The organism is Vibrio sp. Vb1729 (assembly GCF_033338655.1).
Lineage (GTDB): Bacteria > Pseudomonadota > Gammaproteobacteria > Enterobacterales > Vibrionaceae > Vibrio > Vibrio alginolyticus.
The window spans coordinates 1-26,063 of record NZ_JAWOTB010000018.1 but is presented as its reverse complement, the minus strand read 5'-3'; the positions used below and the strand labels follow the sequence as shown (position 1 = coordinate 26,063).

The window sequence follows — 26,063 nt, the reverse complement described above, 5'->3', positions numbered from 1 at the left end:
GCTTAACGACTGGGGATAAACTCAGCAAAGCCCCAGTCGCTGACATGCTTTTTCAAAATCAAACTGAACTCATCGACTAACTCTCGATGAGTTTCTTTACGTGTAATGAGCCCTACTGAGCGGTACTGAACCGGTTGAACAATCGGAATAAAGCGAACTTCCACGTTGTTGCTCAACTCACCGATAGTGGAAGACAGAATCGTCGAACCTAGTCCGCTGGAAATCATCCCTAATAGCGTTGAGGTATGCGAAGCGCTCAACTCCGGATCATAGGTTAAACCAATGCGTTGAAACGCTTCGTCGGCAAGTGTGCGTAAACTGTTCCCGGGGCTGACACCAATCGACGCGTATTGATGCGCTTGTTCCCAACTGACTTGCTTATGCTCGGCGAGCGGATGGTCTTGCCGGCAAACAAAGCACAGGTAATCGCGAAACAGTAAATCAAAGTTCAATTCTGGGTGATTCGGATTGGTGTTGATGCCGATGTCTGCCTGCCCTTGTAGTACTGAATGGGTAATGTCATCAACCCGTTCTTCAATTAAGCGAAAAGTAAAATCTGGATAGCGCTTTTTCAGGTCATTGAGGGTTTTCGGCGCTAAGGATGCACACAACGTATATAGCGACGAAACCACCAGCGACTTGTTGTAGCCGTGCTGGCGGTCTTTGTTTTGCTGAACTAGTTTATCCAAGCGATTAACGATAAATCGCGCTTCCTGATACAACTGCTCGCCCGCTTCGGTGAGGATGATTTTCCTGCCTTGGCGCTGATAGAGTTCGCTGGCAAGTTGCTGGGTCAGCTTTTTCATCATCTGGCTCAACGCAGACTGGGTGATGTGCACCTTTTCAGCGGCATAAGTAAAATTTTGTTCCTCAGCCAAGGCGATAAAAGCTTTGAGCTGACGATAGCTAATGTCCATTTAGTAGTCTCACCCTTTGCTCTGCTGAAAAAGTATACCCAAACTTGGTAACTAATACGTCAATATGATTATCCATTTCTATATTTTTTCTGAACATAAAGGCCAGCATAGGCTGGCCTTTGGTCTTTACAGCTATTTAGGAACTGTTTGTCAGGAAGTAAATTCGCTTAGCGGCGACGACGGAATAAGCCAAGACCTAGCAGCGCAAATAGAGCACCAAAACCAAACGAACCACCATCTGAATCCTTCGACCCTTCTGTTCCAGCTTCAGTTTGCGTCATTGAAACATCACGAACAGAGCTAAACTTCACGATATTACCTGTCGAGTCAGTCACTTTCTCTTCTAACTGATAATTACCTTGCTCTGGCGTTTGTTCAAACTCAATATTCACGCTACGCGCATCAATATCAGCTTGAACTAAAGTTTGGCTAGCCGAGTAAGCTTTCGTATCGCTGCTTGCCGCAGCCGCTTGTGTGGATGGCGTTAAGTTCACCGTAACAATATCGCCCACAACCGCCGTTGGTGGTAAACGGACATCGACGGCTAAGTTGTCACCTGCTTTCGGTAAATCGATGTCATCATCTGGTAAATCAATCGCGATGATCACTGGATCGTGGTCAGAGGCAGAGAACGCATCTTTGTACTTCGGCATATCACCTGTGTACTTGCTGCTGTATTCGAACAAGTTACTCTCTAGTGAGTTGATGTGCCAATCTTCAATTGCTACCACTTTTTGCGCTAGGCTACTGCTTGCCAATGCGTGGTCCAAATTACCCAGCTCGCCCGAATAGGTGTAAGAAAACGTATCAGTGCCGTGCAGCAACGTGTTTAAGTTGTGCAGACCGTAACCTTTTTCAATTTTGGTCTTCTCTACTTGAAGTTCACCATCACCAATGGTTGTGTAAGCAGCAGTATAAATGTCACGGCCGTATTTCTCTTTCGAGTAATCAGTCAGTGTCAGAAGTGGGTCTTCCATGCCATAAGCATTGAGGTCGCCCATGAGCAATACATCGCCTTTCACCTCTTTCAACGCTTCACCCACTGCGTGCGCAGCAGAAACGCGGAAGTTGTTACAGTTGCCTTGCAGATCCGCTGGCTCAGAATCTTCTACACCGGCAATCCACTCTTCAATACACTCAGAGCCTTTCGACTTAAAGTGGTTTACGACAATAGACAAATCTTCACCCGTCTCTTTCACCGTAAAGGTCTGAAGTAGACTGTGGCGTTGATATTTGTCGTATGCAGGGTTACTTTCAGTGCCCTCTTTACGAGTAATGGTGTTCTCTGCAATGTGTTGCTCTGGCGTCACAATGACTTTTGCTGCTTCTTTTGGTGTTACTGCGTTAGCACGATATAAGATCGCCACCATGATCGCATCACTGCCAAAGTATTCGTCTTGGTATTTGTCTTGCTCTTCGATTTCGACATACGTGTAATGATCTTCCACGTCATCAATCTCAGCGTTTAAAGCATCAACCAAGTTTTGGATAGCACTACCATCACCAAAGCCGTTATTTTCCACTTCCATCAAGCCAATGATGTCCGCGTCCATCTTATTCATCGCTGAAACTATTTTCGCTTGCTGGATCAAGAACTCATCAAGGTTTGTCGCGCCACGATTTTGCCCGGTTGGGTTGTCGTGCCCGCTGTCAGCAACTGAAGTGAAGTAGTTAAGAACGTTGAAGCTCGCTACTCGTAAATCAGAATCGGCTATGGCTGGCGCCGCTTTACGCGCAACGTTAAAGTCATCACCTGACGTGACAAAGTTGCTGCTATCAACTTCATTGGTCGCAATTAGGCGGTACTCGTTGTAGCTGTAAGCCACAACACCTTGCAGGCCTTCGACACGAGAGCCTAGGCGAATGTGCTGCTCTGAAGAGCCATTTTGGTCTGCATCTTTAGCAAAATCTGGGTAGTATGGGATTTGTCCGTTTGGTGCTTTGCCATCTGATTCTAGGTATACGCGGTTCGCTGCGTTGTCTTTTGCTAGCTCAACGGCTGCATCGCTCTCTGCCGCGTGTAATTGAGTCGGCTTTAACAATGGCGCTTCATGAGAGAGCATCATATTGTTACGACGTGAATCGTAGTCGTAAGAGAAGTTTCGAGTTACAAACAAGTCACTTGCCGAGGTCAACTCAACTTGCATCCCTTCATGACGCTCAAGCGCATCACGTAGTGTCTCACCTTCTTTGATAACAAGATCGGTAACTCGAGGGGTTTCAGAGGTGCCTGTTTTCACATAGCTGTTAGCATCAGAAGCAAGCTGAGTATTGCTGTAATACTCTTGAACTTTACCTTTCACACAAACAACGTCACCAGCTTTCAGCGCCGTGTCTGCCGCGTCAGTATGAATGAACAAGCCTTCTGAGGTCTTGTCGTTGTTGTCGCTTTCTAATGCTTGTAGGTAGAAACCTTTGGTTAGGCCAGTGGTAACAGCAGTCACGACACCCGTTACGAAATGATCTTCGTCAGTAATGTATGGGTAACCATCAATGAATGGAGACGTATCGCCTTCACCTTGAATATCTTGGATGGTAGTGAAGTTAGGTTGCTGACCGTCGACTTCACAAGCGAATGGTGCTGATGGCTCAGTCGCATTTAGCTCACCAAGGCCGTCAATGTTGTCTTTCTCAAATGCCGTCCACTGAGATGCATCATAAGTAGCAGAAGGGGTTAGTGCATCACTGTTACGAACTAATGTGGTGTCTTTACCAAAATCTACGTCACCCATCACACCGATGATGTCGTGCACTTCACCATCTTTAAGCAGTGCGAGCGGGTCGTCACCGTTAAAGTTCGCAACGCTTTTATCTATGATATCCGAGACAGCTTTAATGGTATCGCTCGCATCACCATGCGCCAGTACATACACTTGGTTAGCTTGTAGCGTCACTTGGCTAAGGTCGAATGTGCTACCCCAAGTACCACCACCGTTTGATGATTTCGCCAACTCGTAGCCAGTGAGTGTCACCGCAGTATCACCCGTATTAGCGATCTCTACCGCTTTATTATAAGCGCCGCCTTCTACGTATTGGGAAATAATAATCTCTGCGTTCGCGTTTGCACTAAGTGCACTGGCGATGGTTAATGCGAGTATTGAGGGTTTGATTAACGTGTCCATTGTCATACCTGATATTTATGTAAATGCAAACTTAGCTCTGGTTAGAGCCTGCCATTTGCGTCTACTATCAGGTTTATTTATGAAATAAATAAGAATGAGTAATTAAAGCCGTGAAATGAATCACATGTGAATATAAGAAAATATGCCAGAGCATCCCATTCAAACATTTTTTGTAATAAATACAGAGCGCTATTGATAAACAAGTCAGAATTTAGATTGATTACTCAGTTTACTTTTTCACTTCATGTTAAGGAGTAGAAAATACATCACTTGTTGAGTTGCTTATTAACCCAACCGTTCCGTTACAAATAAAAAATATAATTAGTCACTAATTTAGAATGCTTTAATTTTCACTTGCATCACTGTTCAAGCCCAAGAATCTATTACTCGCTTCGTTCTCTCTTATACAGGCCCCTCATACTTCAAAGTTTTCATGATTTATTCAATAACTTTTCATTACTCACTAGCCAAAAACATACACAAAAGATATAACACCTGCGCGAGACAATAAGATCTCATTAGCTGTAAACCCAGGAACGACAAATGAAAACAATTCAACGCAGTGTGCTAGCTATCTCCCTACTTGGCTTGATAGCGGGGTGTCAGTTGACCGCCAGTGAGCCACTTCAACCTACGGCGAATCAAGACATCATCGAATCAGCCAAAAATGAACTGGATGGTATTGAAGAGCTAGAAGTCAGTGACGAGGGTGTTATTACCTTTACTCAGCGTCTAAGAACGCCAGGAACCTACTGGATTCCAGCGAGAATTAAAGAACTCAGCTACGATATATCATGCGTACAGCTTAGTTACTTCATTGATAGAGGCATGGTTGTGAAGTCTGCCTTTCTAGGAGCTCGAGGACGTGTTGAATATTACGACATGGAACGCTGTATGAAAGACACGCCATTTCAGTAATACAGGCATAAAAAAAGCTCCACCAAAGTGGAGCTTTTCGTATTCGTTCTTAGCAACTATGGGCGAGCTACAAAACCTACTGCTTCGTATGCTTTCTTAAGCGTTTCAGCCGCTCGTGCCGAGGCTTTCTCAGCGCCTTGCTGCATTACCTCGTCCATGTAAGCACGATCAGCGCGAATACGGTGATATTCTGCTTGAATTGGCTCAAGCATTGCTACAACTGCCTCACCAACATCTTTCTTAAATGGGCCATACATTTCTACGCCTTGGTACTTCGCTTCAATCTCTTCGAAGCTCATGCCTGTCGCCGCAGAGTACAGACCCATTAGGTTAGCAATGCCCGCCTTGTTCTCGATATCATGACGGATACTTGGCGGCGTTTCGGTATCGGTTTGCGCTTTGTTGATCTTCTTAAGGATCGACTTAGGCTCTTCCAGCAGCGTGATAACGTTCTTACGGTTGTCATCAGATTTAGACATCTTCTTCGTTGCGTCTTGAAGGCTCATTACACGCGCATTTACTGTCGGAATGTAAGGCTCTGGAACTTGGAAGATTGGCTGCTCTGGCGAGTAAATATTGTTGAAACGCGTTGCGATATCGCGCGCTAATTCTAGATGTTGCTTCTGGTCACTGCCTACAGGTACTTGGTGTGCACCGTAAAGCAAAATGTCAGCCGCCATCAACACCGGGTAGTCAAATAGACCGACGTTTACGTCATTCGCGTAACGTGCCGATTTGTCTTTAAACTGAGTCATACGGCTCAGCTCACCCATTTGAGTGTAGCAGTTAAGAAGCCAACCTAATTGAGCATGCTCTGGTACATGTGACTGAACAAATAGCGTGCTCTTCTTCGGGTCAACACCAACTGCCAGACAAATTGCCAGTGCGTCTAGAGTTGCTTCATGCAGCGCTTTAGGGTCCTGACGAACCGTAATCGCGTGAAGGTCTACCACACAATATTGGCAATCATAATCGTCTTGCATCTGCTGCCATTGACGTAGAGCACCCAAGTAGTTACCGATACTTAGTTCACCTGAAGGTTGAACACCACTCAATACAATGGGTTTGCTCATTAGAATGATTCCTTTGACTTCTTAATCTAATTAAATGAAAAAAACCGTGCAGTAATAGGTGCACGGTTTACTCAGTGTACTCATTAACGAGTATTTTGGAAGCTCTTTTGTAGCCGTTATGCAGAAACCGCTACAACGTCCAATAATTCTGCCAAACTGTCAGCGACGAAATCTGGATTTGATGCTGAAATAGGTTCACCGTGGTTGTAACCATATGTCAGACCAAATGAGGCACAGCCTGCATTCTTTGCTGCGAGAATGTCGTTTTTCGAGTCGCCAACCATCAGCATTTCACTTGGTTGGATTTGGTGCTTTTCCATTAGCCAGTTCAATGCTACTGGGTTTGGTTTTTTCTCTGGGAATGCATCACCGCCAAGGACATCAACGAAGTATTTTGCGATGTCGTGCTTTTCCAAAACGTCAGGCACAAACTTTGAAGGTTTGTTAGTCACCAACGCCATAACAAAGCCCGCTTTGTGCAGCTCTGCTAGTGTCTCTTTTACCGTTGGGTAAAGATGACTTAGCTTGTGACCGCTTTGCTCGTAGTAGTCATCAAACAATACACGCGCTTTAGCACGAAGCTCTTCACTCAGCTCTGGGTTGATGGTCAGGCTTTGGCTTAATGAGCGACCAATAAGCACGTCTGCGCCGTTACCCACATAATCACGAACTTGTTCTTCTGAAACCGATGGAAAGCCAAGCGCCTGTACTGCTTGGTCTGCCGCGACAGCTAGATCTGGCACGCTATCAAGCAAAGTACCATCTAGATCGAAGGCGATGAATTTAATGTCTTGTTGAGTCATAACTTCCCTGAGGATTTTTATTTATAAATCGGTGAAAACGACAAAGGATGGCACCCCATCCTTTGTTTTTATCATTATGTCTGATTCTACAGTAACTGTTTGTTTCGTCGTTACTTTGCAGCAATACGCTGACGAACTGCCTCAAACAAACAGATGCCGGATGCCACAGATACGTTCAAGCTTGAAACGCTACCAGCCATTGGGATCTTAATCAAATCGTCGCAGGTTTCACGAGTCAGACGACGCATACCGTCACCTTCAGCCCCCATTACGATAGCAAGAGGTCCAGTCAGTTTGGCTTGGTAGATGTCGTGCGTTGCTTCACCCGCAGTACCAACAAACCAGATGCCTTTCTCTTGCAATGTACGCATAGTACGAGCCAAGTTAGTCACTCGGATCAATGGTACGACTTCAGCTGCACCACAAGCGACTTTACTTACCGTCGCATTCATTGGCGCAGAACGATCTTTCGGTACGATGATCGCCGCAGCACCTGCCGCATCTGCGTTACGTAAACACGCACCAAGATTGTGTGGATCGGTCACGCCGTCTAACACTAAGAGCAGTGGTGATTCGTGCTTTGCAAGGATGTCATCAATATCGTTCTCATTCAGCTGCTTCGCTGGTTTCACACGAGCGATGATGCCTTGGTGATTTGCACCGCGTGCTTTGTCATCCAAGGTTTTACGTGTCATCTGCTGAATAGAAACACCACAAACCTGAAGATCATTTAGGATTGGCATTAGGCGATCATCTTGACGACCTTTTAAAACGTACGCCTCGATAAAACGCTCTGGTTCGCGCTCCAATACCGCCTTCACTGCGTGAATGCCGTAGATAAATTCGTTACTCATTGTTTAACCTGTTGTTCTGGTCGTATTGCCTGCGCCAACCGAGTTTGAACTAAGTTGGCGCTTCAACCTACTGCGCTTCTTTTTTAGTGCGCTTGGTTTTCTTCGGCTTACTGTGCGGCTTCTTTTTACGTGCTTTTTTCACTTTAGGCTTCTCGTTGCCTTGGGCGTCACCACGTTTTGGGCCATTACGCTTACTCGTTGCGCCCGTTTCTTCTGGGCGTTTAGTTGGCTCTATCGCAGGAATTGCACGAGCCGCGCCACCTTCTTTCGATGAAGAGCGAGTCGCAGCGCGTTTTTTATCTTTCGCTTTGCGTTTTGCTTCCGCTGCGCGTTTCTTCGCAGTCTTACCTTCGCCGCGTAGCTTACGACTTGTTTCGACCAATTCAAAGTCAATTTGCTTGTCATCGAGGTTAACAGCCAGTACTTTTACTTTTACTGCATCACCTAAGCGGTAGATGTTACCGAAACTTTCACCAATAAGTCGTTGACCAATCGGGTCAAATTGATAGTAGTCGTTCGCAAGGGTAGAAATATGTACCAAACCATCGATGTGCAAATCCGTTAAACGTACAAAGAAGCCAAAGCTAGTGACATTAGCGATAACACCGTCTAGTTCGTCACCGACGTGGTCTTGCATATATTCACACTTCAGCCAATCCGCAACATCACGTGTTGCATCATCAGCACGGCGCTCTGTCATCGAACATTGTTCGCCGTAAAAATCCATGTCGTCAAACGAGTAATGATAGCCACCTGTTGGTGTCCAGCGATCTTGATTACGACCTTCTTCTTTAGCAATCAGATACTTGATTGCACGGTGAAGTAACAAGTCAGGGTAACGACGAATTGGCGACGTAAAGTGCGCATAGCGTTTCAATGCCAACCCAAAGTGCCCCGCGTTATCTGCGTTGTATACCGCTTGCTTCATTGAGCGTAGCAGCATGGTCTGAATCAACTCTTGATCTTGACGCCCGGAGATTTGACGTGCGAGATCAGCATAGTCCGTTGGTGAAGGCTCTAAACCACCTTTTAGCTCAAGACCAAGTTCACTTAAGAAGTCACGGAAACCTTGCAGGCGTAATTCACCTGGAGATTCGTGGATACGATAAAGCGCGGGCTCTTTCGCTTTTTCTACCAGCGATGCCGAAGCAATGTTGGCTAAAATCATACATTCTTCGATGATCTTATGCGCGTCATTACGAATTACTGGCTCAATGCTTTCGATTTTACGTTCCGCATTGAAAATAAATTTGGTTTCAACGGTTTCAAATTCGATTGCACCGCGTTGATCTCGTGCTTCTTTCAGCACTTTGTACATCTTGTGCAACTCTTCTAGATGAGAAACAAGCGGCTGGTAGCGCTCACGTAGTTCTTCATCCCCTTCTAGAATCGCGCTCACTTTGCTATATGTGAGACGAGCGTGCGAGTTCATCACCGCCTCGTAATGCTTGTAACCAGACAGCTTACCTGTATCGGAAATGGTCATTTCGCACACCATACACAAGCGATCTACTTGCGGGTTAAGCGAACATAGACCGTTCGACAGTACTTCTGGCAACATTGGCACAACTTGCGAAGGGAAATATACTGAGTTACCACGATTGATCGCTTCTTTGTCCAACGCAGAGTCAGGACGAACGTAGTAACTGACGTCAGCAATCGCTACCCATAAACGCCAACCACCTTCTTTGTTCTTTTCACAGTAAACGGCATCATCAAAGTCTCGTGCGTCTTCGCCGTCAATGGTCACTAGTGGCAAATCACGTAGATCCACACGACCAACTTTCGCTTCTTCTGGTACTTCTTCGCCTAAGTTTTCGATTTGTTTATCGACGGCTTCTGGCCATTCGTGAGGGATTTGGTGTGTACGAATCGCAATTTGTGTTTCCATACCTGGTGCCATGTTTTCACCAAGGACTTCAACCACTTTACCCATCATGCCGCGTGAGCGTGAGCCACGATCAGTAATTTCAATTACGACTACGTTACCCATGCGTGCACCCGCTTTGTGCTCATTTGGGATCAGGATATCTTGGCTGATACGCGAGTCATCTGGGACAACATAGGAGTATCCATATTCAAGGAAGAAACGACCAACGATTTGATCATTGCGCTCCTCTAGCACACGCACCAAACGTCCTTCACGGCGGCCGCGCTTGCTGTTGTCTGTCGGTTGCACTAAGACAAAATCACCGTGGATGATGTTCTTCATCTGATGGTGCGGTAACAGAATATCATCATCCTTGCCGACGCTGCCTTCTGGACGTACCCAACCATGGCCATCACGATGACCAATCACGTAACCTTTCACCATTTCAAGTTTTTCAGGCAATGCATAGCACTGACGACGGGTAAACACCAGTTGGCCATCTCGCTCCATCGCACGTAGCCGACGACGCAACCCTTCGTATTGCTCTTCGCCCTCAAGCTTTAGTGCCTCAAACAAGTCGTTACGATTCATTGGAACGCCCGCTTGCTCTAGAAACTCGATGATAAACTCTCGGCTTGGAATTGGATTTTCGTAATTTTTGGATTCACGATCTGCAAAAGGATCGTTTGGAATATTGTCTGACATAGGCACGCCTATCTAGCAAGGAAGGTATATGGCTAGTATATCTGAGTCTCTCGATAAGCTACAGAATTGCTTTGAAAAAAGAATGATCGAGATCGACTCTAGGCATGCAAATGAGTTAAGGACGAGCCAGCAAGATCAAAAGTTCAGAATTGTCACTGAGCAAGGATTCAATCGTGCAGTCATCCAACTCCGCCAGAAAGGCACTTTTTGCTTTCGCCAATTTATCTTTGAGGCGGCAAGCAGGGGTAATATGGCAAAAATCCACACCACAGTTGACTAAATCTAACGGCTCTAAATCGCGCACAACACCACCGACTGTGATTTCAGACGCTGGCTTCATCAGCCGGATACCACCGTTTTTTCCGCGCACGGTATGGACATAACCCAACTGCCCTAACCGATTGATAACTTTAACCATATGGTTGCGCGACACACCAAATAAATCCGTCACTTCGGTAATGCTGGTTAACTCATCTTCCGGCAACGAAGCCAAGAAAATTAAGGTTCTCAACGCATAATCAGTGAAACTAGTTAACTGCATATTCTCTCCCAAAGTGCGACTCAATAACCCGCTGGTGATGCTAAAACCCCAAACTTGAGCTATCGATAAAAGTGTAAATCTTTTCTTGATCGAAAGATACATTTGAGATACAACTTTAAACATGCATTATAAATACAACTTAAAGTAGGAAGCCCTTATGCTCAGCAATCAAACTATCGAGATCGTCAAAGCGACCGCACCACTCATCGCCGAAACAGGACCAAAACTGACCGCGCACTTTTACGAGCGTATGTTTACTCATAACCCTGAGTTGAAAGATATTTTTAACATGAGTAACCAGCGTAACGGCGATCAGCGTGAAGCATTATTCAACGCTATCTGTGCCTATGCTGCCAATATTGAAAATTTGCCAGCTCTGCTTGGCGCAGTAGAGAAAATTGCGCATAAGCACACGAGCTTTTTGATCACAGAAGATCAGTACCAAATCGTTGGTAAGCATTTACTTGCGACAATCGATGAGCTTTTTAATCCAGGTCAAGAAGTGTTGGATGCTTGGGCTGAGGCTTACGGCGTACTTGCGAATGTATTTATTCAGCGCGAAGAACAAATTTACCAACAAAATGAAGCTTTGGAAGGCGGCTGGCGCGGTCTACGCGAATTTGAATTAGTCGATAAAAAGATTGAGAGCGAGCACATTTGCAGCTTTGTGTTCAAGCCAACCGATGGCCAAAAAGTGGCGCCGTATAAACCGGGACAATACCTTGGCATCTACATCAACAGTGACCAGTTAGAAAACCAAGAAATTCGCCAATATAGCCTGTCTTCTGCGGTCCAAGAGAACACCTACCGTATCTCAGTAAAACGTGAAGAAGGCGGAAAAGTGTCGAACTACCTGCACGATAGCCTGAACATTGGCGAAAAAGTGCAGCTTGCGGCCCCTGCCGGTGATTTCTTTATGGATGCCGAACCACAAACACCCGTTGTTCTAATTTCTGCTGGTGTGGGACTTACTCCAACGCTGTCAATGCTAGAAAGTCTCTCAGCACATCAAGCACCTGTAACTTGGGTTCATGCAACAGAAAATGGCCAACAGCATGCTTTCAAGCAACACGTAAACCAACTCGTTGCAGAAAAAGAAAATATGAACGCGCTCGTTTGGTATAACCAACCAACGGCAGAAGACAAGCTAGGCGAAGACTTCCACTTCACGGGCTTTGTCAATCTGTATGAAATTGAAGCTGCATTAAAGCAAGATAACGTGCAGGTATACTTCTGTGGTCCTGTAGGATTTATGCAGCACGTAGCGAAACAGCTATTAGAACTTGGCGTACCAGAAGAGCAATTCCATTACGAATGCTTCGGTCCACACAAAGTGGTTTAAGCGCTACCAACTATCGGGAAAACAACAAAGCCCACGTGACGTGGGCTTTGTTGTATGAAGTTGTTTGCAATATTGAAGCGTTACCAAAAGGTGTCTCGCCGTTTAGCTCGAGCAATAACGTTTTGTGGCATGCGCTGTTCAAGGCCGTTTCTCAATACAGTTATGCGCTTATGCTGCCGCTTATCTGCTGTGACAGAGTTATATAACCAACGATACGCATCTTCGTAATCGAGTGGACTGCCATAATCACGTAAAAGCAACTCGGCCAGATGAATACGCGCGTTTAGGTTTCCCATTGACGCAGCTTCTCGCAAATATGGAATTGCACGTTCTTTATCTTGCTGTACTAAAGTGCCACGCGAATAGTATCGGCCAATCTGCTCTAGTGCAGCTGGTAACCCCTGATGCGCTGCATTTTCGATGTAGTAAAGACCCAGTTCGACATCTTGCTCGACACACACCCCCCAAGCCAACATATCTCCGTACAGAAATTCATAAGCGGGTAAGTTAATTCGAGTCGCACGAGCTACGATATCCTCCACCAGCTGGCAGTTATCAGCGCGCACACGTTGTAAGTGCTTATTTTGCTCAATAAGCTTTATCAGCTCTGCTTCGGTATAGATCGGAACTGGTGCCCCCACATCAGCAACATTGGCTTTCACTGTGGTAGCAACCAAGGTCAACAACAGTGAAGCAGCCACTGTTCGTAACTTCATAAACGTACCCTTAAGGTATCTAAGAAACCAAAGATCGGTGAAGGATCTCCTCTGCTTGATAACCTTATCGGCAAAAAACAGCTAAGCTTTAGACAATTTTTGCCTCTGATTTAGGCTCAGCGGCAAAAGCTTGCCATATGAGAGTCACGCTGTTTTTGTTCAGATACAAAAAAGCCGACCAGAAGGTCGGCTTTTGCAATCTTTAACGGCTATCAATTAAGCTTCGAATGGGTGAACTTTGATGATAGTTTCGTTACGGTCAGGACCTGTAGAGATGATGTCTACTGGAACGCCAGTTAGCTCTTCAATACGCTTGATGTAGTCAAGAGCGGCTTGTGGTAGAGCATCTAGTGACTTAGCACCAAATGTGTTCTCAGACCAACCAGGCATTGTTTCGTAGATTGGCGTTGCTTTTTCGAATGCTTCAGCAGCCATCGGAGAAACTTCTAGCACAGAGCCATCTTCCATCTTGTAACCAGTACAGATTTTTAGCTCTTCTAGACCATCTAGTACGTCTAGTTTAGTTAGACAGAAACCAGATACAGAGTTGATTTGGATTGCACGACGCATAGCAACAGCATCGAACCAACCTGTACGACGTAGACGACCAGTTGTCGCACCGAACTCGTGGCCAACTTCACCTAAGTGCTTACCAATTGGATCTTGCTTATCTAAACCGTCGTATAGTTCAGTCGGGAATGGACCAGCACCAACGCGAGTACAGTACGCTTTTGCGATACCCAAGATGTAACCGATGTGACGAGGACCAAAACCAGAACCTGCAGCAACACCACCAGCTGTCGTGTTAGAAGACGTTACGTACGGGTAAGTACCGTGGTCGATATCAAGTAGTGTACCTTGTGCGCCTTCGAACATGATCTTGTCGCCGCGCTTACGTGCTGCGTCTAGTTCGTCAGTTACGTCGATAACCATTGAAGTTAGTAGCTCAGCGTAGCCTTTCGCTTGCTCAAGTACTTCTTCGTAGCTTACTGGCTCCGCTTTGTAGAAGTTAACTAGTTGGAAGTTATGGAACTCCATGACTTCTTTTAGCTTCTCTGCGAAAGTCGCCATATCGAATAGGTCGCCAACGCGTAGACCACGACGAGCAACTTTATCTTCGTATGCTGGACCGATACCACGACCAGTAGTACCGATAGCTTTTTTACCGCGAGCGATTTCGCGAGCTTGGTCCATTGCAACGTGGTAAGGAAGAATTAGCGGACATGCTTCAGAAATGAAAAGACGCTCGCGTACTGGAATACCGCGCTCTTCAAGAGGCTTCATTTCTTTAAGTAGAGCTTCAGGTGATAGTACAACACCGTTACCGATAACACATTTTACGTTATCGCGAAGGATACCTGATGGAATTAAGTGAAGAACGGTTTTTTCACCGTCAATTACGAGAGTGTGACCTGCGTTGTGACCGCCTTGGTAGCGTACCACGTATTTTGCATCTTCAGTTAAAAGGTCTACGATTTTACCTTTACCTTCGTCACCCCATTGGGTGCCTAGAACGACTACGTTATTTCCCATCTTTCCAAGTCTGATTGCTAGTTAAAAATGGATTCTAGCACCGAATCTCACTTCTTGCAGTCATTTTTTGTTCACAGAGTCGCTACCAGAATGTCATCTTGCCGCTTTGTTCATTTTGAAATCAGCATATCACTGATAGTATTTAGCTTTCTCTATTCGACTGGAAAGCGCTATGTCTGAATCCATATGGTTGGCGATTGGGCTCGTCTTGATCGTGGAAGGCATTGGGCCACTGATTGCTCCTAACGGTTGGCGGAATATGGTGGTTCAATTAAGTGAACAACCCAACAATCAGCTACGACGCATCGGTGGCTGCCTAGTAGTTGCTGGAGCCGTCATCGCCATCATGATGAGCTAGCACTTAGCATCAGATACAAAAAAGGCTCCCTAAGGAGCCTTTTATTTCAATAAGACGCGGAGATTATTTCTCCATGCTGCCCTTCGACTGGTTCATGTATTGGAAGAACTCACTCTTCGGATCAAGCACCAGAATATCGCTCTTAGAGCTGAAGGACTTCTCATACGCACGTAGCGAGCGTAGGAAGCTAAAGAACTCAGGGTCTTTGTTGTACGCTTCAGCATAAATCTTCGCAGCTTCAGCATCCGCCTCACCTCGTGTCACACGCGCAGTTTTATCAGCTTCAGCTAGAATAGTTGCTACTTCTAGTTCTGCTTGAGCACGAATAACTTCCGCTTTTTCACGACCTTGAGAACGGTGCTTACGAGCAACGGACTCACGCTCCGCACGCATACGACGGTAGATAGACTCACTGATTTCATCAGGCAGGTTGATTTTCTTCATTCGGAAATCAACGACACGAACACCCAAGTCTTTCATTGCGCTTTCACGCGTGTCCTTCAATACTTCAGACATGATTAGGTCGCGTTCACCATCAATCTCAAGCGCTTCACGAGCCGCTTCAGTTGCGACAACATCAGCACTTGCGTCTTCTGGTAGCACATCATCGTTACGTGGACCAGATACGATCTGTTTGATTTCACGAGCACCGATTTCAGAACGAAGCACGTCCGTCACTTTACGCTCAAGTAGTGCCTCTGCCGTTAGCGAGTTACCACCGCCTGTCGCGAGGTAGTAGCGACCAAAATCTTCAATACGCCACTTCACGTAGGTATCAATGATAACGTCTTTTTTCTCAGACGTTACGAAACGGTCTGCACGACCATCCATTGTTTGGATACGTGCATCAAGTTGTTTCACACGGTCAAACAAAGGCATCTTGAAATGCAGACCAGGCTCGTAAATTCGAGTGATGTCGTTGTTGTCTTTCAAGACACGACCAAATCGAACCACGATACCGCGCTCACCTTCAGGAATCACAAACAAAGACATCAACATTAATGCCAGTGCGATTACCAGTACAGGGATCATTAACTTACGCATTCTTAGTATCTCCCTTGACGTGAACCTGTTGAACGAGACTGCGTGTTCGAAGTGTCTTCTTGTGTACGATCAGACTCAAGTTGAATTTGATCATAAGTTGAAGATGACTTCGATTTACGTTTGGTATCTGCTTTGCCCTCTTGTCCCGCCAACTTATCGATTGGAAGGTAAAGAAGATTGCCGCTTGATTCCGAGTCAATCAACACTTTCGAAGTGCTTGAGTACACCTCTTCCATTGCGTCAATGTACAGACGATCACGCGTTACACCAGGCGCTGCTTGGTATTCTGGTAGTAGTTTTTCGAACTGTGCTACCTGACCAAGAGCCTCGTTAGTGACACGCTCATTGTAACCTTGTGCTTCTTTCTTCAAACGCTCTGCACGACCCGTTGCCTTAGGCAAGATTTCGTTCTTGTATGCTTCAGCTTCACGAATGAAACGCTCTTCATCCTCACGTGCTGCGATTGCATCATCAAACGCATCTTTCACTTGCTCTGGTGGACGAGCAGACTGGAAGTTCACATCAACAAGTACCAGACCCATATCATAGCTATCAATGATTTGGTTCAGTGTTTCTTGCGTAGTTTGACGAATTTGCTGACGACCACTGGTTAGAATGCTATCCATCAATGAGTCACCAATTACTGCACGTAGTGCAGAATCCGTTGCTTGACGCAAGCTGTCGTCTGCATTGGTTACACGGTACAAGTATTTGTATGGGTCAGTCACTCGGTACTGAACATCCATCGCAACTGTTACAACGTTTTCATCTTTGGTCAGCATTAGACCAGATGCACGTAGTGAACGAATCGCTTGTACGTTTACCGCTTCGTACTCATCAATAAAGCGAGGACGCCAGTTAAGACCTGGGTCTACGATACGATCGTATTTACCTAAACGCAGTACAACACCACGCTCTGCTTCACCAATGGTGTAAAAACCAGCGAAGAACCAAACTGCAACAGCAATCAGAGCAATCACGCCAAAGCCAATTGCACTACCACCACCGCCGCCGATTGGAGAACCACCGCCGCCTTTTTTACCAAACTTGCCGCCCAGCTTTTGACTCAGTTTGTTGAACACTTCATCTAAATCTGGCGGACCTTGATCTCGGCCACCAGGACGCTGGCCACCACGATTATTATTACCCCAAGGGTCATTATCGCGGCCATTGTTGCCGTTGTTATTTCCAGGCTCATTCCACGCCATTAGAAAGCTCCATCATTTGATATGACGTTATACTGTAGCAGTCCTTTAAGTGACTATAAAGCCAGTCAAAACTGCCCCTTCTCTTTTTTCAAGTCTAGACCAATCTACTTGCTGCATTCGAATATCGATCAACAAGTTACCATCCTGGTCATATTCCTCACGTTGAATACACTTCATTTGGAAGAAGGTACTACGGAATCGTCCTTGATACTGTGGAGGAATTCGCAACTGATGCTCGACCATTTGTGACGCCAGACGTTCCGTCAGCACCTCAAACAGGACATCAATGCCCAACCCATCCATTGCTGAAACCCAAACTGCGCGAGGTACGCCTTCCTCGTCTCGTTCTATACGTGGTTTCTGCGAATCTAGATTGTCGATTTTGTTCATGACAACCAGAGTCGGCACTTCATGCGCGTCGATCTCTTCTAGTACTTCATGAACAGCTTGAATATTCTCACGAAAACGCTCATCACTGGCATCAACAACATGTAACAAAATGTCAGCTTCTTGCGTTTCCTGCAAGGTTGCCTTGAAGGCCGCAACCAAGTCGTGTGGCAAATGTCGAATAAAACCAACCGTGTCTGCCAAGATGGCAGGACCAACATCTGCTAACTCTATCTTACGTAAAGTCGGGTCCAAAGTAGCAAATAATTGATCAGCCGCGTACACGCCAGCTTCTGTAATACGGTTGAAGAGTGTCGACTTACCCGCGTTGGTGTAACCCACAAGTGAAACCGTTGGGATTTCAGCTCGATTTCGGGCGCGGCGCCCTTGTTCACGCTGCTTCGCTACTTTGTCTAAGCGTCGCAGGATGGCTTTGATTCTGTCACGCAATAAGCGACGGTCGGTTTCCAGCTGGGTTTCACCCGGGCCACGTAAACCGATACCACCTTTCTGCCTTTCAAGGTGCGTCCAACCACGAATCAAACGAGTAGAGATATGACGAAGTTGAGCCAGCTCTACCTGTAGCTTACCTTCGTGTGTTCGAGCTCGTTGAGCAAAGATATCGAGAATAAGACCAGTGCGGTCGAGAACTCGACATTGGCACAGTGCTTCGAGGTTACGTTCTTGGGCAGGAGAGAGGGCGTGATTAAAAATCACAATTTCGGCACCAGTTGATTGTACCGCTGTAGCAATCTCTTGGGCCTTACCCTCTCCGACATAGTATTTCGGGTGTGGGGATTGACGACTACCAGTTACCACTTGTAGCGCCTCTACCCCAGCAGAAGAAACCAGCATTTCGAACTCAGCCAGATCTTCCCATTCACCTTCTTGCGTGAAGTTGATATGAACAAGTACGGCTCGCTCACCGGATTCATAACGGTCAAACAAGCAATCAACTCCTTATTTTAAAAATACTCGATGAAGAATTAATCTTCAGATTTCTCTTGTGGACGCTCACCTTGTGGACGTTCACCGCTGTGATGGCTCACTGGACGAGCCGGCACAACTGTTGAGATCGCGTGCTTGTACACCATTTGGTTAACAGTATTCTTCAGCAGGATCACAAATTGATCGAATGATTCGATCTGACCTTGTAGTTTAATACCATTCACAAGGTAGATAGATACCGGGATACGCTCACGACGTAGCGCGTTTAGAAATGGGTCTTGTAGAGATTGCCCCTTAGCCATTTTTATTTTCCTTATTTAATTTGTAGTTGTAATTATTTAGCTAGTGGTGCAATGCAAAAGATACGGCTTTTGCATCTGAGCTAAACGAATCAAAAATGCACTCTAAGTAATTAGCAGCATAGTATAAAAACCGCCAACAACAGATCCTTTGAGAGTGCGTTCACGCAAAAACGATCACATTATACACAGCTATGTCAATCAGATGCTATTGCTTCCGACATCGTTTCTAATGCCTGTTCAATGTTCTCGCTATCCAACCAAGTTAAATCATCCCAGCTGCGTAACCAGGTGATTTGACGCTTGGCCAATTGACGAGTCGCGCATACGCCACGAAATACCGCTTCGTCACGTGTACACTCCCCATCTAAATACTCCCACATCTGTCGGTAACCGACGCATCGTATGGAAGGAAGATCGGGGTGAAGATCTTTTCGCGAATGTAACGCTTTCATTTCTTCTTCAAAGCCCGCTTCCATCATCTTCTCGAAACGGAGTTCAATCCGACGGTGAAGTTCTGCCCTATCCTTGGGAGCTATTGCAAACTGCTTGACTCGGTATGGTAGGCTTTCACCTTTCGTTTGAGTCAATTCAGTCAAAGTTTTACCTGAAATGCGAAAAACTTCCAATGCCCGAGATAAACGTTGGGGATCATTGGGATGGATTCTCGCGGCTGACACAGGATCAACCTCTTTGAGTTCATCGTGCAACACTGACCAACCTTTAGTCAATGCCTCTTGTTCAATTTGCTGACGAATTTCAGGATTTGCAGCAGGAAGTGGTGATAAACCTTCAAGTAACGCCTTGTAATACAGCATTGTTCCACCCACAAGAAGTGGAATTTTTCCTTCTGCAACAATATCATCCATCGCTTTCAATGCATCTCGACGAAAGTCGGCGACAGAGTAAGATTCACTTGGATCCAAAATATCTATCAAGCGATGAGGCGCCAAACTTAACTCTTTTTCATCCGGTTTCGCCGTACCGATATCCATCCCTTTGTAGATCAAAGCAGAATCAACACTGATGATCTCAATCGGAAATTTTTGACGAAGACGAATCGCCAGCTCAGTTTTGCCTGATGCAGTTGGCCCCATTAAAAATAGCGCCAAAGGTAGTTTATCTGTCATGGTTTTAATTTGGCTATCGTGGCAGAGAAATCAACAGCGGATACGAATTTTGTATCTTCTAATGGCAATTGACCATGTCTTAGCTGTTCAAGTTCCGCAATAATTTGAATGGCTTCAGAAAAAGTATAGTGACTCTTCACTGTCGTGACCTGTAATGCGAGCCAATCTATCAACTCAGACAGCATCTGAGCCGCTGCTATACCTTCGTTCACACAAGATTGCGCGTAAGATAACAGATCTGGTACTAAATTTTGTAAGTTTTGTTGACGCAGCGGAGCTGGGACGCCCATCACCATTAAGGCGTGCTCGTTTCTCGCTTTCAATTGAATACCAAGCAATGCCAAATCTTGTTGATAATCTTGGGCCAGTCTCACTAATTCGGCCTCTAACTTAATAGATAGAGGAACAAGCAGAGGTTGTGCCTTGAGTGCACCATCGCTTGGAGAAAGCTGGCCTTTTACACGATAAAATTCTGCTCTAGGTAACGAGACTAACGCCGCCCCACTGTCACTGCTCATCAAAACAAATTGTTCATCGACCACCATCAGCGCTTTGCCCAATGCAGTAATCGATGGCATTGATGTGTGCGAAGTTATCGTTTGGGGCGCTATTGGAGTGACTGCCTGAGCCTCAAACTCTGGCGTTTTCAACAGCTCGTGATAAGCGCGTACTTCTTGTTTAGTTGGCGCTGGTTCTACGTGGCGCTCTTTACTGTGACTTGGCTTTGGTGCAGGTTTGGATTCCACCCAATCATTACGTTTGAATGACTCCACTACGCGCGCCTCTCGCACGGAGGTTTCACTAGGACCGCTATTACGAGGCTTCACTTCATAATCACTGCGTCCAGGATAAGCCGGTGTACTCTCTATCGCTTGATAAACCCGCTCTGGTACTGGTGAAGATGCTGGCTCTTGTACATTTTCAGGCTCTGGCGAATGCTCAATCTCTTCGGACTCAGTCGGTTCCACGCGATGAAATGCCGATTCATTCACCTGTGGTTTATCAATCACGGCGCTTTGCGCAAGTGCATCCGTCAAAGCTTGATAGATGAAATCATGCACCAAACGAGCTTGGTGGAAACGCACTTCATGCTTAGCAGGGTGAACATTCACATCTACTTGGTGCGGATCTAGCTCAATAAAGAGCACATACGCAGCAAACTGATCTGGCTTTAAGCTCATTTCATAGCTTTGACGAATCGCGTGATTGATTAATTTGTCACGCATCATTCGGCCATTCACATAGCAATATTGTAAATCGCTTTGCTGCCTTGCTCCCTCTGGCGTGGTAATCCACCCATGTAGCTTTAACCCTTGATGCTCAAGCTCGATTCTGAGCATATGCCGCACAAACGCATTACCGCAGACAGCAGCAATACGCTTTTCGGTTTGAAGCTGATTTTTCGCCGCGCGATATTGACGGATGATCTTGCCGTTATGACGCACATTGATGGTGACATCAAAGCGGCTTAACGCAATACGTTTCAATAACTCATCAATATGAGCAAATTCGGTTTTCTCCGTACGAAGAAACTTGCGACGCGCTGGAGTATTAAAAAATAAGTCCAACACCTCAACAGTCGTGCCAATCGGGTGCGCTGCTGGCTTAAGCTTCACCTGCATATCACGCCCTTCGGAGTAGGCACTCCAGGCTTCTTCTTGTGCCGCAGGACGCGACGTGAGCGTCAAACGCGAGACTGAGCTAATACTGGCTAACGCTTCACCGCGAAAACCTAGACTCATAATGGCTTCGAGATCATCTAAGGTATGTATCTTAGATGTCGCATGACGACTGAGCGCTAAGCCAAGTTCATCTTTCGCGATACCTTTTCCGTTATCACGAACACGAATCAGCTTTGCGCCTCCTTTCTCGATATCGATATCGATTCGAGTTGCGCCAGAATCAAGACTATTTTCAACCAGTTCTTTAATCACAGAAGCAGGTCTTTCGACCACTTCCCCTGCGGCGATTTGGTTTGCAAGTCTGGCTGGCAAAATTTTAATCGTCATAATGAGTTAGAAGCTCACCTACTTGTTTGGAATGATCAGGACTTGCCCAACCGCTAGCTGATCAGAGCGTAAGTTATTCGCTTTACGAATGCTCGATACGCTAACGCCGTATTTGGACGCTATTTTGCCAAGGAACTCACCCCGAGAAACCTTGTGCTTACGAATCGGTTTATCTTTTACCGCGACCGTTATCTTCAACTTTTGCCCTACCCACAAGGTATCTGACTTCAAGTTATTCTCTCGGCGGATATCTGAAACCTTCACTTTATAGTGATTCGCAATCTTACCTAAGAACTCACCAGACTTAACCTTGTGCGTAATGGTTTCTGTCTCAACAGTAATCGGTTTACTTGGCACTTTAATCGTACCAGCAGAAGGAATGTTGAGCTTCTGACCAATTGCCAAGCCTGTCGACTTCAAGTTGTTTGCCGACATCAGCGCTTTAGAGCTAAGCCCATATTTGTTCGCGATCACCGATAATGACTCGCCACGCTTTACAATATGTACCATTGGCTTCGCTGAAGGCGAGAACACCGTACCCTCTGGTGGGTTATCTTTTAAGTACTTGACGACCGCCTTAGTGATAGCCTGAGCTAACTTATCTTGGTGCGCTCGTTGAAACAGTAAACGCTCTTCTGTTGGGTTAGAAATAAAGCCCGTTTCCACTAGCACAGACGGAATCTGTGGAGAGCGTAAAACCGCAAGGCTGGTGTTGATCGGTTTGGTGTTATGCAGGTGCGCAACACGTCCCATCTCACCTAGGATTTCTGTTGCCAGCTTATAACCTTCTTTTTGTGAATGACTAAACTGCAAGTCCAACAAAGTTTGGTTCACGTTACGATCTTTTGTCTTCGTGAAGAACGCATTACCCGAGCCGCCCAATAACTCAGACTGTTTCTCATGGTTCTCGACCCAACGAGCAATTTCGGTATTTGCACGACGAGTATTTAGTACGAAGACCGATCCACCGCGAGGCTTCGGTGAAGTAAACGCATCTGCGTGAATGGAGATCAGCAAGTGCGCATCATTTTCACGAGCAATCGCGACACGACGGTTTAAGTTTACAAAATAATCTCCCGTACGAGTCATGCGCGTTTTAATACCAGGAGTCGCATCGAGCTGAGCAGCAATTTTTCTTGAGATACTCAATACCGCATCTTTCTCGTACTTACGACGTGAAGGGCCAATAGAGCCAGGGTCTTCCCCACCGTGACCAGGGTCGATAACAATTAACACTTCTTGAGCTCGTTGAACTGAACTCATGTCTTTGCTGGCCGCCGCTGGCTTACTCGGTTTAGAGGTCGATGCCTTCTTACCGTGCGGTAAATCAATCACCAAGCGGTGACCATACTGCCCACCTGGTGTTGGGCTTAATTTAAATAATTCCGCTTGAACGCTCTTTTTTAGTTCAAACACCAAACGATAAGTGCCCTTCTCTGGAGGCGAGCTTTTTCGTACCAGTTTTAAAACAGGGCTATCCGTAACAGTAACAGGCAGTTTGGCCTGCATCGTCGTGCTTTTTAAATCCACGACAAGGCGATCCGGCCCTGATAAAGAGAAATAGGAATAGTCAGCTTCCGAGCCTAAATCGATGACAACACGTGTTTCATCAGGTGAAGGCCAAACTCGAAAACTCTTAACGACGTTAGCAAATGCTAAATTGGGGATGAGAAGGAGAAAAGTGGCGACAAACGTCGCCACTACTCTAAAATTAGAAAAACTCAACATAGCTCCAATCGACTGAGTAACTGCACACCATAATCATTATTAGCTGTTAGTTCGGCTACACGTTGCTCACCTTGGTAGCGAATGTTTACATCAAGATCCGGTTGTGGCAGTAAGCCATGCCCTTTTTCAGGCCATTCAACCAAGCAAATCGCATCGTCTGTGAAATAGTCTCGAATCCCCATAAACTCAAGCTCTTCAGGATCCGCAAGACGATAAAGGTCGAAGTGATATACTTGCCACTGATCCAACTGGTACGGTTCGACTAGAGTATAAGTTGGACTTTTCACGTTACCTTGATGACCAAGAGCACGGACAAAACCACGACTAAAGGTTGTTTTACCTGCACCCAAATCACCATGCAGATAAATTGTGGTTTGCTGGGAACAAAGCTGAGCCAAAGCGGTGCCTAGTGCAACCGTTTCATGCTCATCTTTTAAATTGAATTGTTTCGTGCTCATTGATGCTTCTCTAACTAATGATCGTTGACTATATAAAAATCAAAAGAACAGGAATAGTAAACCGTGTTGGTTTTGAGAGACAAGCTTTCAAATGTCATATGTGCGAAAAAAGTATCCAATAAACGGTATCTTAATCATCTTAGTATCGACCTAGATTTAGAATATATGCAAATGACTTCAATAAGCAGTATTCACAACATCAAAAACGTACCTAACTGGGTAGCACCAAAGCCAGAGATCCGTTAAGATCCGCCCCCCTTTATTCCGGTGGTTAATATGAACTACGAACAACTCGCACAACAAATCAAAGTTTGGGGAAAAGAACTCGGCTTCCAAAAAGTTGGGATCTGCGACGTTGATCTGAGTGAACATGAAGCAGCACTACAAAAATGGCTTGATGCAGGCTATCACGGCTCAATGGATTGGATGGCTCGTCACGGTATGATGCGTGCTAGACCCCATGAGCTACTCCCGGGAACCGTTCGTGTTATCAGCGTCCGGATGGACTATCTGCCACCAGAGGCTCAATTCGCTTCGAACCTCGCGAATAAAAGTCATGCCTATATTAGCCGCTACGCACTAGGGCGCGATTATCACAAGCTCGTCAGAAAGCAGCTAAATAAGCTCGGCAAACTTATTGAACAAGAGGTTGGTCAATATGGTTACCGACCTTTCGTTGATTCCGCACCAATATTAGAGCGACCTCTCGCCCAAAAAGCGGGCTTAGGTTGGACCGGGAAACATTCCCTGATTTTAGATCAAGACTGTGGATCGTGGTTCTTTTTAGGTGAACTACTTATCGACTTACCACTACCCGTAGATGAGCCAAGCGTTGATCAGTGCGGTAAATGCAAAGCATGCATTACATCATGCCCAACACAAGCCATCGTTGAAGACAAAGTTGTCGATGCCAGGCGTTGTATCTCTTATCTCACCATCGAGTTCGATGGCGTGATTCCTGAAGAGTTTCGAAAGCCAATGGGTAACCGCATTTATGGTTGTGACGACTGTCAATTGGTTTGCCCATGGAACCGCTACGCCGACATAACGGAGCAAGATGATTTCCACCGTCGTGACAGTTTCAAAAACCCTGACCTCGTCGACATGTTTAACTGGGATGAAGCGACTTTTCTAAAAAATATGGAAGGCTCCGCTATCCGTCGTATTGGTCATATACAGTGGCTACGTAACATCGCTGTCGCACTTGGTAATGCAGAATATAGTCAGCGAATCATAGATGCGCTGGAAAGTCGGCAAGGTGAAAATAAATTACTTGATGAGCACATTAAATGGGCTTTGACAGAGCAACTGAATCAACTCCCCACTGAGAGTAATTCATCTATAGAGACGAAAAAGCAACGCTTAATAAGGATAGTCGAGAAGGGACTGCCGAGAGACGCATAGAGCGTAGTCTATATGCAAGAGATTGAAAGTACTTTTGCATGTTCAATTCATGACCTTGTTCTCAATTTTGTAATGTGGAAAAAAATTTGAGATTCAAGAAAAACAAGCTAGCAGAAAAAAGTTAAACACAGCTCGGAGAAATGACTAGGATCAAAAAAATACCAGTTAATGATCGTATTTTAACGTACTCGATCCGACAAAAAACTTATTTTTTCTTTATATAACAAAGATTTAATTAATATTTCTTTGTTGTTTCAACTTCACTTTAGAGAAAAGATCTTTCTTCCCCATCATAAAAAGTCAAGCTAAAAACACTTTATCAACCAACTTATCCACAGAACGACGTATGTGGATAACTCTGTTAATTAAAGTAGATAAAACACGCGAAGCCTCATCATACTTGTACGTCAGCCGATTCATATCGTGTTTTAAACACAAACGAAATCGTCCGACATCATATGATGCGGATAAAAGTTTAGCTTTTGGGGATTCATGCTTCGCAGCATTATGAAAAGAGCGATGTGATTGGTTGCGAGAAGCAGGCGTTGAATCAAGCGGCGCATCCGTAGACGACTTAACAATTGTATACTAAATAAGTACTCAATCTATCGTCTTGTATTTGGTTGCGGGGGCCGGATTTGAACCGACGACCTTCGGGTTATGAGCCCGACGAGCTACCAAGCTGCTCCACCCCGC

The 26,063-nt window shown here is 45.6% G+C and carries 21 protein-coding genes; 4 read left to right on the top strand and 17 right to left on the bottom strand.

Translation table 11 applies throughout. The features are described from left to right. Window positions 1–2: 2 nt before the first annotated feature. A complete protein-coding gene (locus R7E29_RS10455) occupies window positions 3–917 on the bottom strand; it encodes a LysR family transcriptional regulator (RefSeq protein ID WP_033907171.1) in 915 nt (304 codons plus the stop codon). A 167-nt stretch (window positions 918–1,084) separates the two neighbouring features. Continuing rightward, window positions 1,085–4,039: an ExeM/NucH family extracellular endonuclease gene (locus tag R7E29_RS10450; protein WP_258630613.1), complete on the bottom strand. Its 2,955-nt coding sequence runs from the start codon at window positions 4,037–4,039 to the stop codon at window positions 1,085–1,087. A gap of 543 nt (window positions 4,040–4,582) precedes the next feature. Between R7E29_RS10450 and R7E29_RS10445 the strand changes: the two genes are divergently transcribed. Beyond that, a complete protein-coding gene (locus R7E29_RS10445) occupies window positions 4,583–4,957 on the top strand; it encodes a hypothetical protein (RefSeq protein WP_053303037.1) in 375 nt (124 codons plus the stop codon). Window positions 4,958–5,013: 56 nt separating this feature from the next. On the opposite strand, the gene trpS is transcribed toward R7E29_RS10445, so the two are convergent. The 5 genes from trpS to nsrR form a co-directional block, all read right to left on the bottom strand. Then, window positions 5,014–6,030, bottom strand: coding sequence for a tryptophan--tRNA ligase (gene trpS, locus R7E29_RS10440; RefSeq protein WP_005381398.1), 1,017 nt, complete (start codon window positions 6,028–6,030; stop codon window positions 5,014–5,016). 116 nt (window positions 6,031–6,146) lie between these two features. Further along, window positions 6,147–6,833 (bottom strand): phosphoglycolate phosphatase, encoded by a 687-nt coding sequence (locus R7E29_RS10435; protein ID WP_005382834.1) that lies wholly within the window; start codon window positions 6,831–6,833, stop codon window positions 6,147–6,149. Between the two features lie 110 nt (window positions 6,834–6,943). After that, window positions 6,944–7,687: a 23S rRNA (guanosine(2251)-2'-O)-methyltransferase RlmB gene (gene rlmB, locus R7E29_RS10430; RefSeq protein ID WP_047103967.1), complete on the bottom strand. Its 744-nt coding sequence runs from the start codon at window positions 7,685–7,687 to the stop codon at window positions 6,944–6,946. Window positions 7,688–7,754: 67 nt separating this feature from the next. Further along, window positions 7,755–10,262: a ribonuclease R gene (gene rnr / locus R7E29_RS10425; RefSeq protein WP_053303036.1), complete on the bottom strand. Its 2,508-nt coding sequence runs from the start codon at window positions 10,260–10,262 to the stop codon at window positions 7,755–7,757. Between the two features lie 115 nt (window positions 10,263–10,377). Then, complete coding sequence (gene nsrR, locus R7E29_RS10420; protein WP_005381392.1) at window positions 10,378–10,803, bottom strand: nitric oxide-sensing transcriptional repressor NsrR; 426 nt, start codon at window positions 10,801–10,803, stop codon at window positions 10,378–10,380. A gap of 157 nt (window positions 10,804–10,960) precedes the next feature. On the opposite strand from nsrR, the gene hmpA reads away from it, so the two are divergent. After that, a complete protein-coding gene (hmpA, locus tag R7E29_RS10415) occupies window positions 10,961–12,145 on the top strand; it encodes an NO-inducible flavohemoprotein (RefSeq protein WP_005381390.1) in 1,185 nt (394 codons plus the stop codon). Window positions 12,146–12,225: 80 nt separating this feature from the next. Here the strand turns inward: hmpA and motX are convergent, their stop codons facing one another. Next, on the bottom strand, window positions 12,226–12,861 hold the full coding sequence (motX, locus tag R7E29_RS10410) for a flagellar protein MotX (RefSeq protein WP_005381388.1): 636 nt from the start codon (window positions 12,859–12,861) through the stop codon (window positions 12,226–12,228). Between the two features lie 216 nt (window positions 12,862–13,077). Next, on the bottom strand, window positions 13,078–14,394 hold the full coding sequence (locus tag R7E29_RS10405) for an adenylosuccinate synthase (protein WP_005381385.1): 1,317 nt from the start codon (window positions 14,392–14,394) through the stop codon (window positions 13,078–13,080). A 172-nt stretch (window positions 14,395–14,566) separates the two neighbouring features. On the opposite strand from R7E29_RS10405, the gene R7E29_RS10400 reads away from it, so the two are divergent. Further along, a complete protein-coding gene (locus R7E29_RS10400; RefSeq protein ID WP_017633729.1) occupies window positions 14,567–14,752 on the top strand; it encodes a DUF2065 domain-containing protein in 186 nt (61 codons plus the stop codon). Window positions 14,753–14,815: 63 nt separating this feature from the next. Here R7E29_RS10400 and hflC read toward each other — a convergent pair whose 3' ends face one another. From hflC to tsaE, 8 genes are all read right to left on the bottom strand, one after another. Next, complete coding sequence (gene hflC / locus R7E29_RS10395; protein ID WP_005381382.1) at window positions 14,816–15,796, bottom strand: protease modulator HflC; 981 nt, start codon at window positions 15,794–15,796, stop codon at window positions 14,816–14,818. Between the two features lie 2 nt (window positions 15,797–15,798). Beyond that, window positions 15,799–17,004, bottom strand: a complete 1,206-nt coding sequence (gene hflK, locus R7E29_RS10390) for an FtsH protease activity modulator HflK (protein ID WP_017633728.1) — start codon at window positions 17,002–17,004, stop codon at window positions 15,799–15,801. A gap of 45 nt (window positions 17,005–17,049) precedes the next feature. Continuing rightward, on the bottom strand, window positions 17,050–18,339 hold the full coding sequence (gene hflX, locus R7E29_RS10385) for a ribosome rescue GTPase HflX (RefSeq protein ID WP_318082641.1): 1,290 nt from the start codon (window positions 18,337–18,339) through the stop codon (window positions 17,050–17,052). Between the two features lie 38 nt (window positions 18,340–18,377). Beyond that, window positions 18,378–18,641 (bottom strand): RNA chaperone Hfq, encoded by a 264-nt coding sequence (gene hfq / locus R7E29_RS10380; RefSeq protein ID WP_005381379.1) that lies wholly within the window; start codon window positions 18,639–18,641, stop codon window positions 18,378–18,380. Window positions 18,642–18,835: 194 nt separating this feature from the next. Next, on the bottom strand, window positions 18,836–19,768 hold the full coding sequence (gene miaA / locus R7E29_RS10375) for a tRNA (adenosine(37)-N6)-dimethylallyltransferase MiaA (RefSeq protein ID WP_005381378.1): 933 nt from the start codon (window positions 19,766–19,768) through the stop codon (window positions 18,836–18,838). After that, window positions 19,765–21,777: a DNA mismatch repair endonuclease MutL gene (gene mutL / locus R7E29_RS10370; RefSeq protein ID WP_017633727.1), complete on the bottom strand. Its 2,013-nt coding sequence runs from the start codon at window positions 21,775–21,777 to the stop codon at window positions 19,765–19,767. The genes miaA and mutL overlap by 4 nt, the downstream gene beginning before the upstream one ends. 18 nt (window positions 21,778–21,795) lie before the next feature. Next, entirely contained in the window at window positions 21,796–23,505 is a 1,710-nt protein-coding gene (locus R7E29_RS10365; protein ID WP_005381374.1) for an N-acetylmuramoyl-L-alanine amidase, read from the bottom strand. Then, on the bottom strand, window positions 23,499–23,963 hold the full coding sequence (gene tsaE / locus R7E29_RS10360) for a tRNA (adenosine(37)-N6)-threonylcarbamoyltransferase complex ATPase subunit type 1 TsaE (protein WP_005381372.1): 465 nt from the start codon (window positions 23,961–23,963) through the stop codon (window positions 23,499–23,501). The genes R7E29_RS10365 and tsaE overlap by 7 nt, the downstream gene beginning before the upstream one ends. Window positions 23,964–24,239: 276 nt before the next feature. Here tsaE and queG point away from each other — a divergent pair, with 276 nt between their 5' ends. Next, a complete protein-coding gene (queG, locus tag R7E29_RS10355; RefSeq protein ID WP_005381370.1) occupies window positions 24,240–25,367 on the top strand; it encodes a tRNA epoxyqueuosine(34) reductase QueG in 1,128 nt (375 codons plus the stop codon). Window positions 25,368–26,063: the final 696 nt, after the last annotated feature.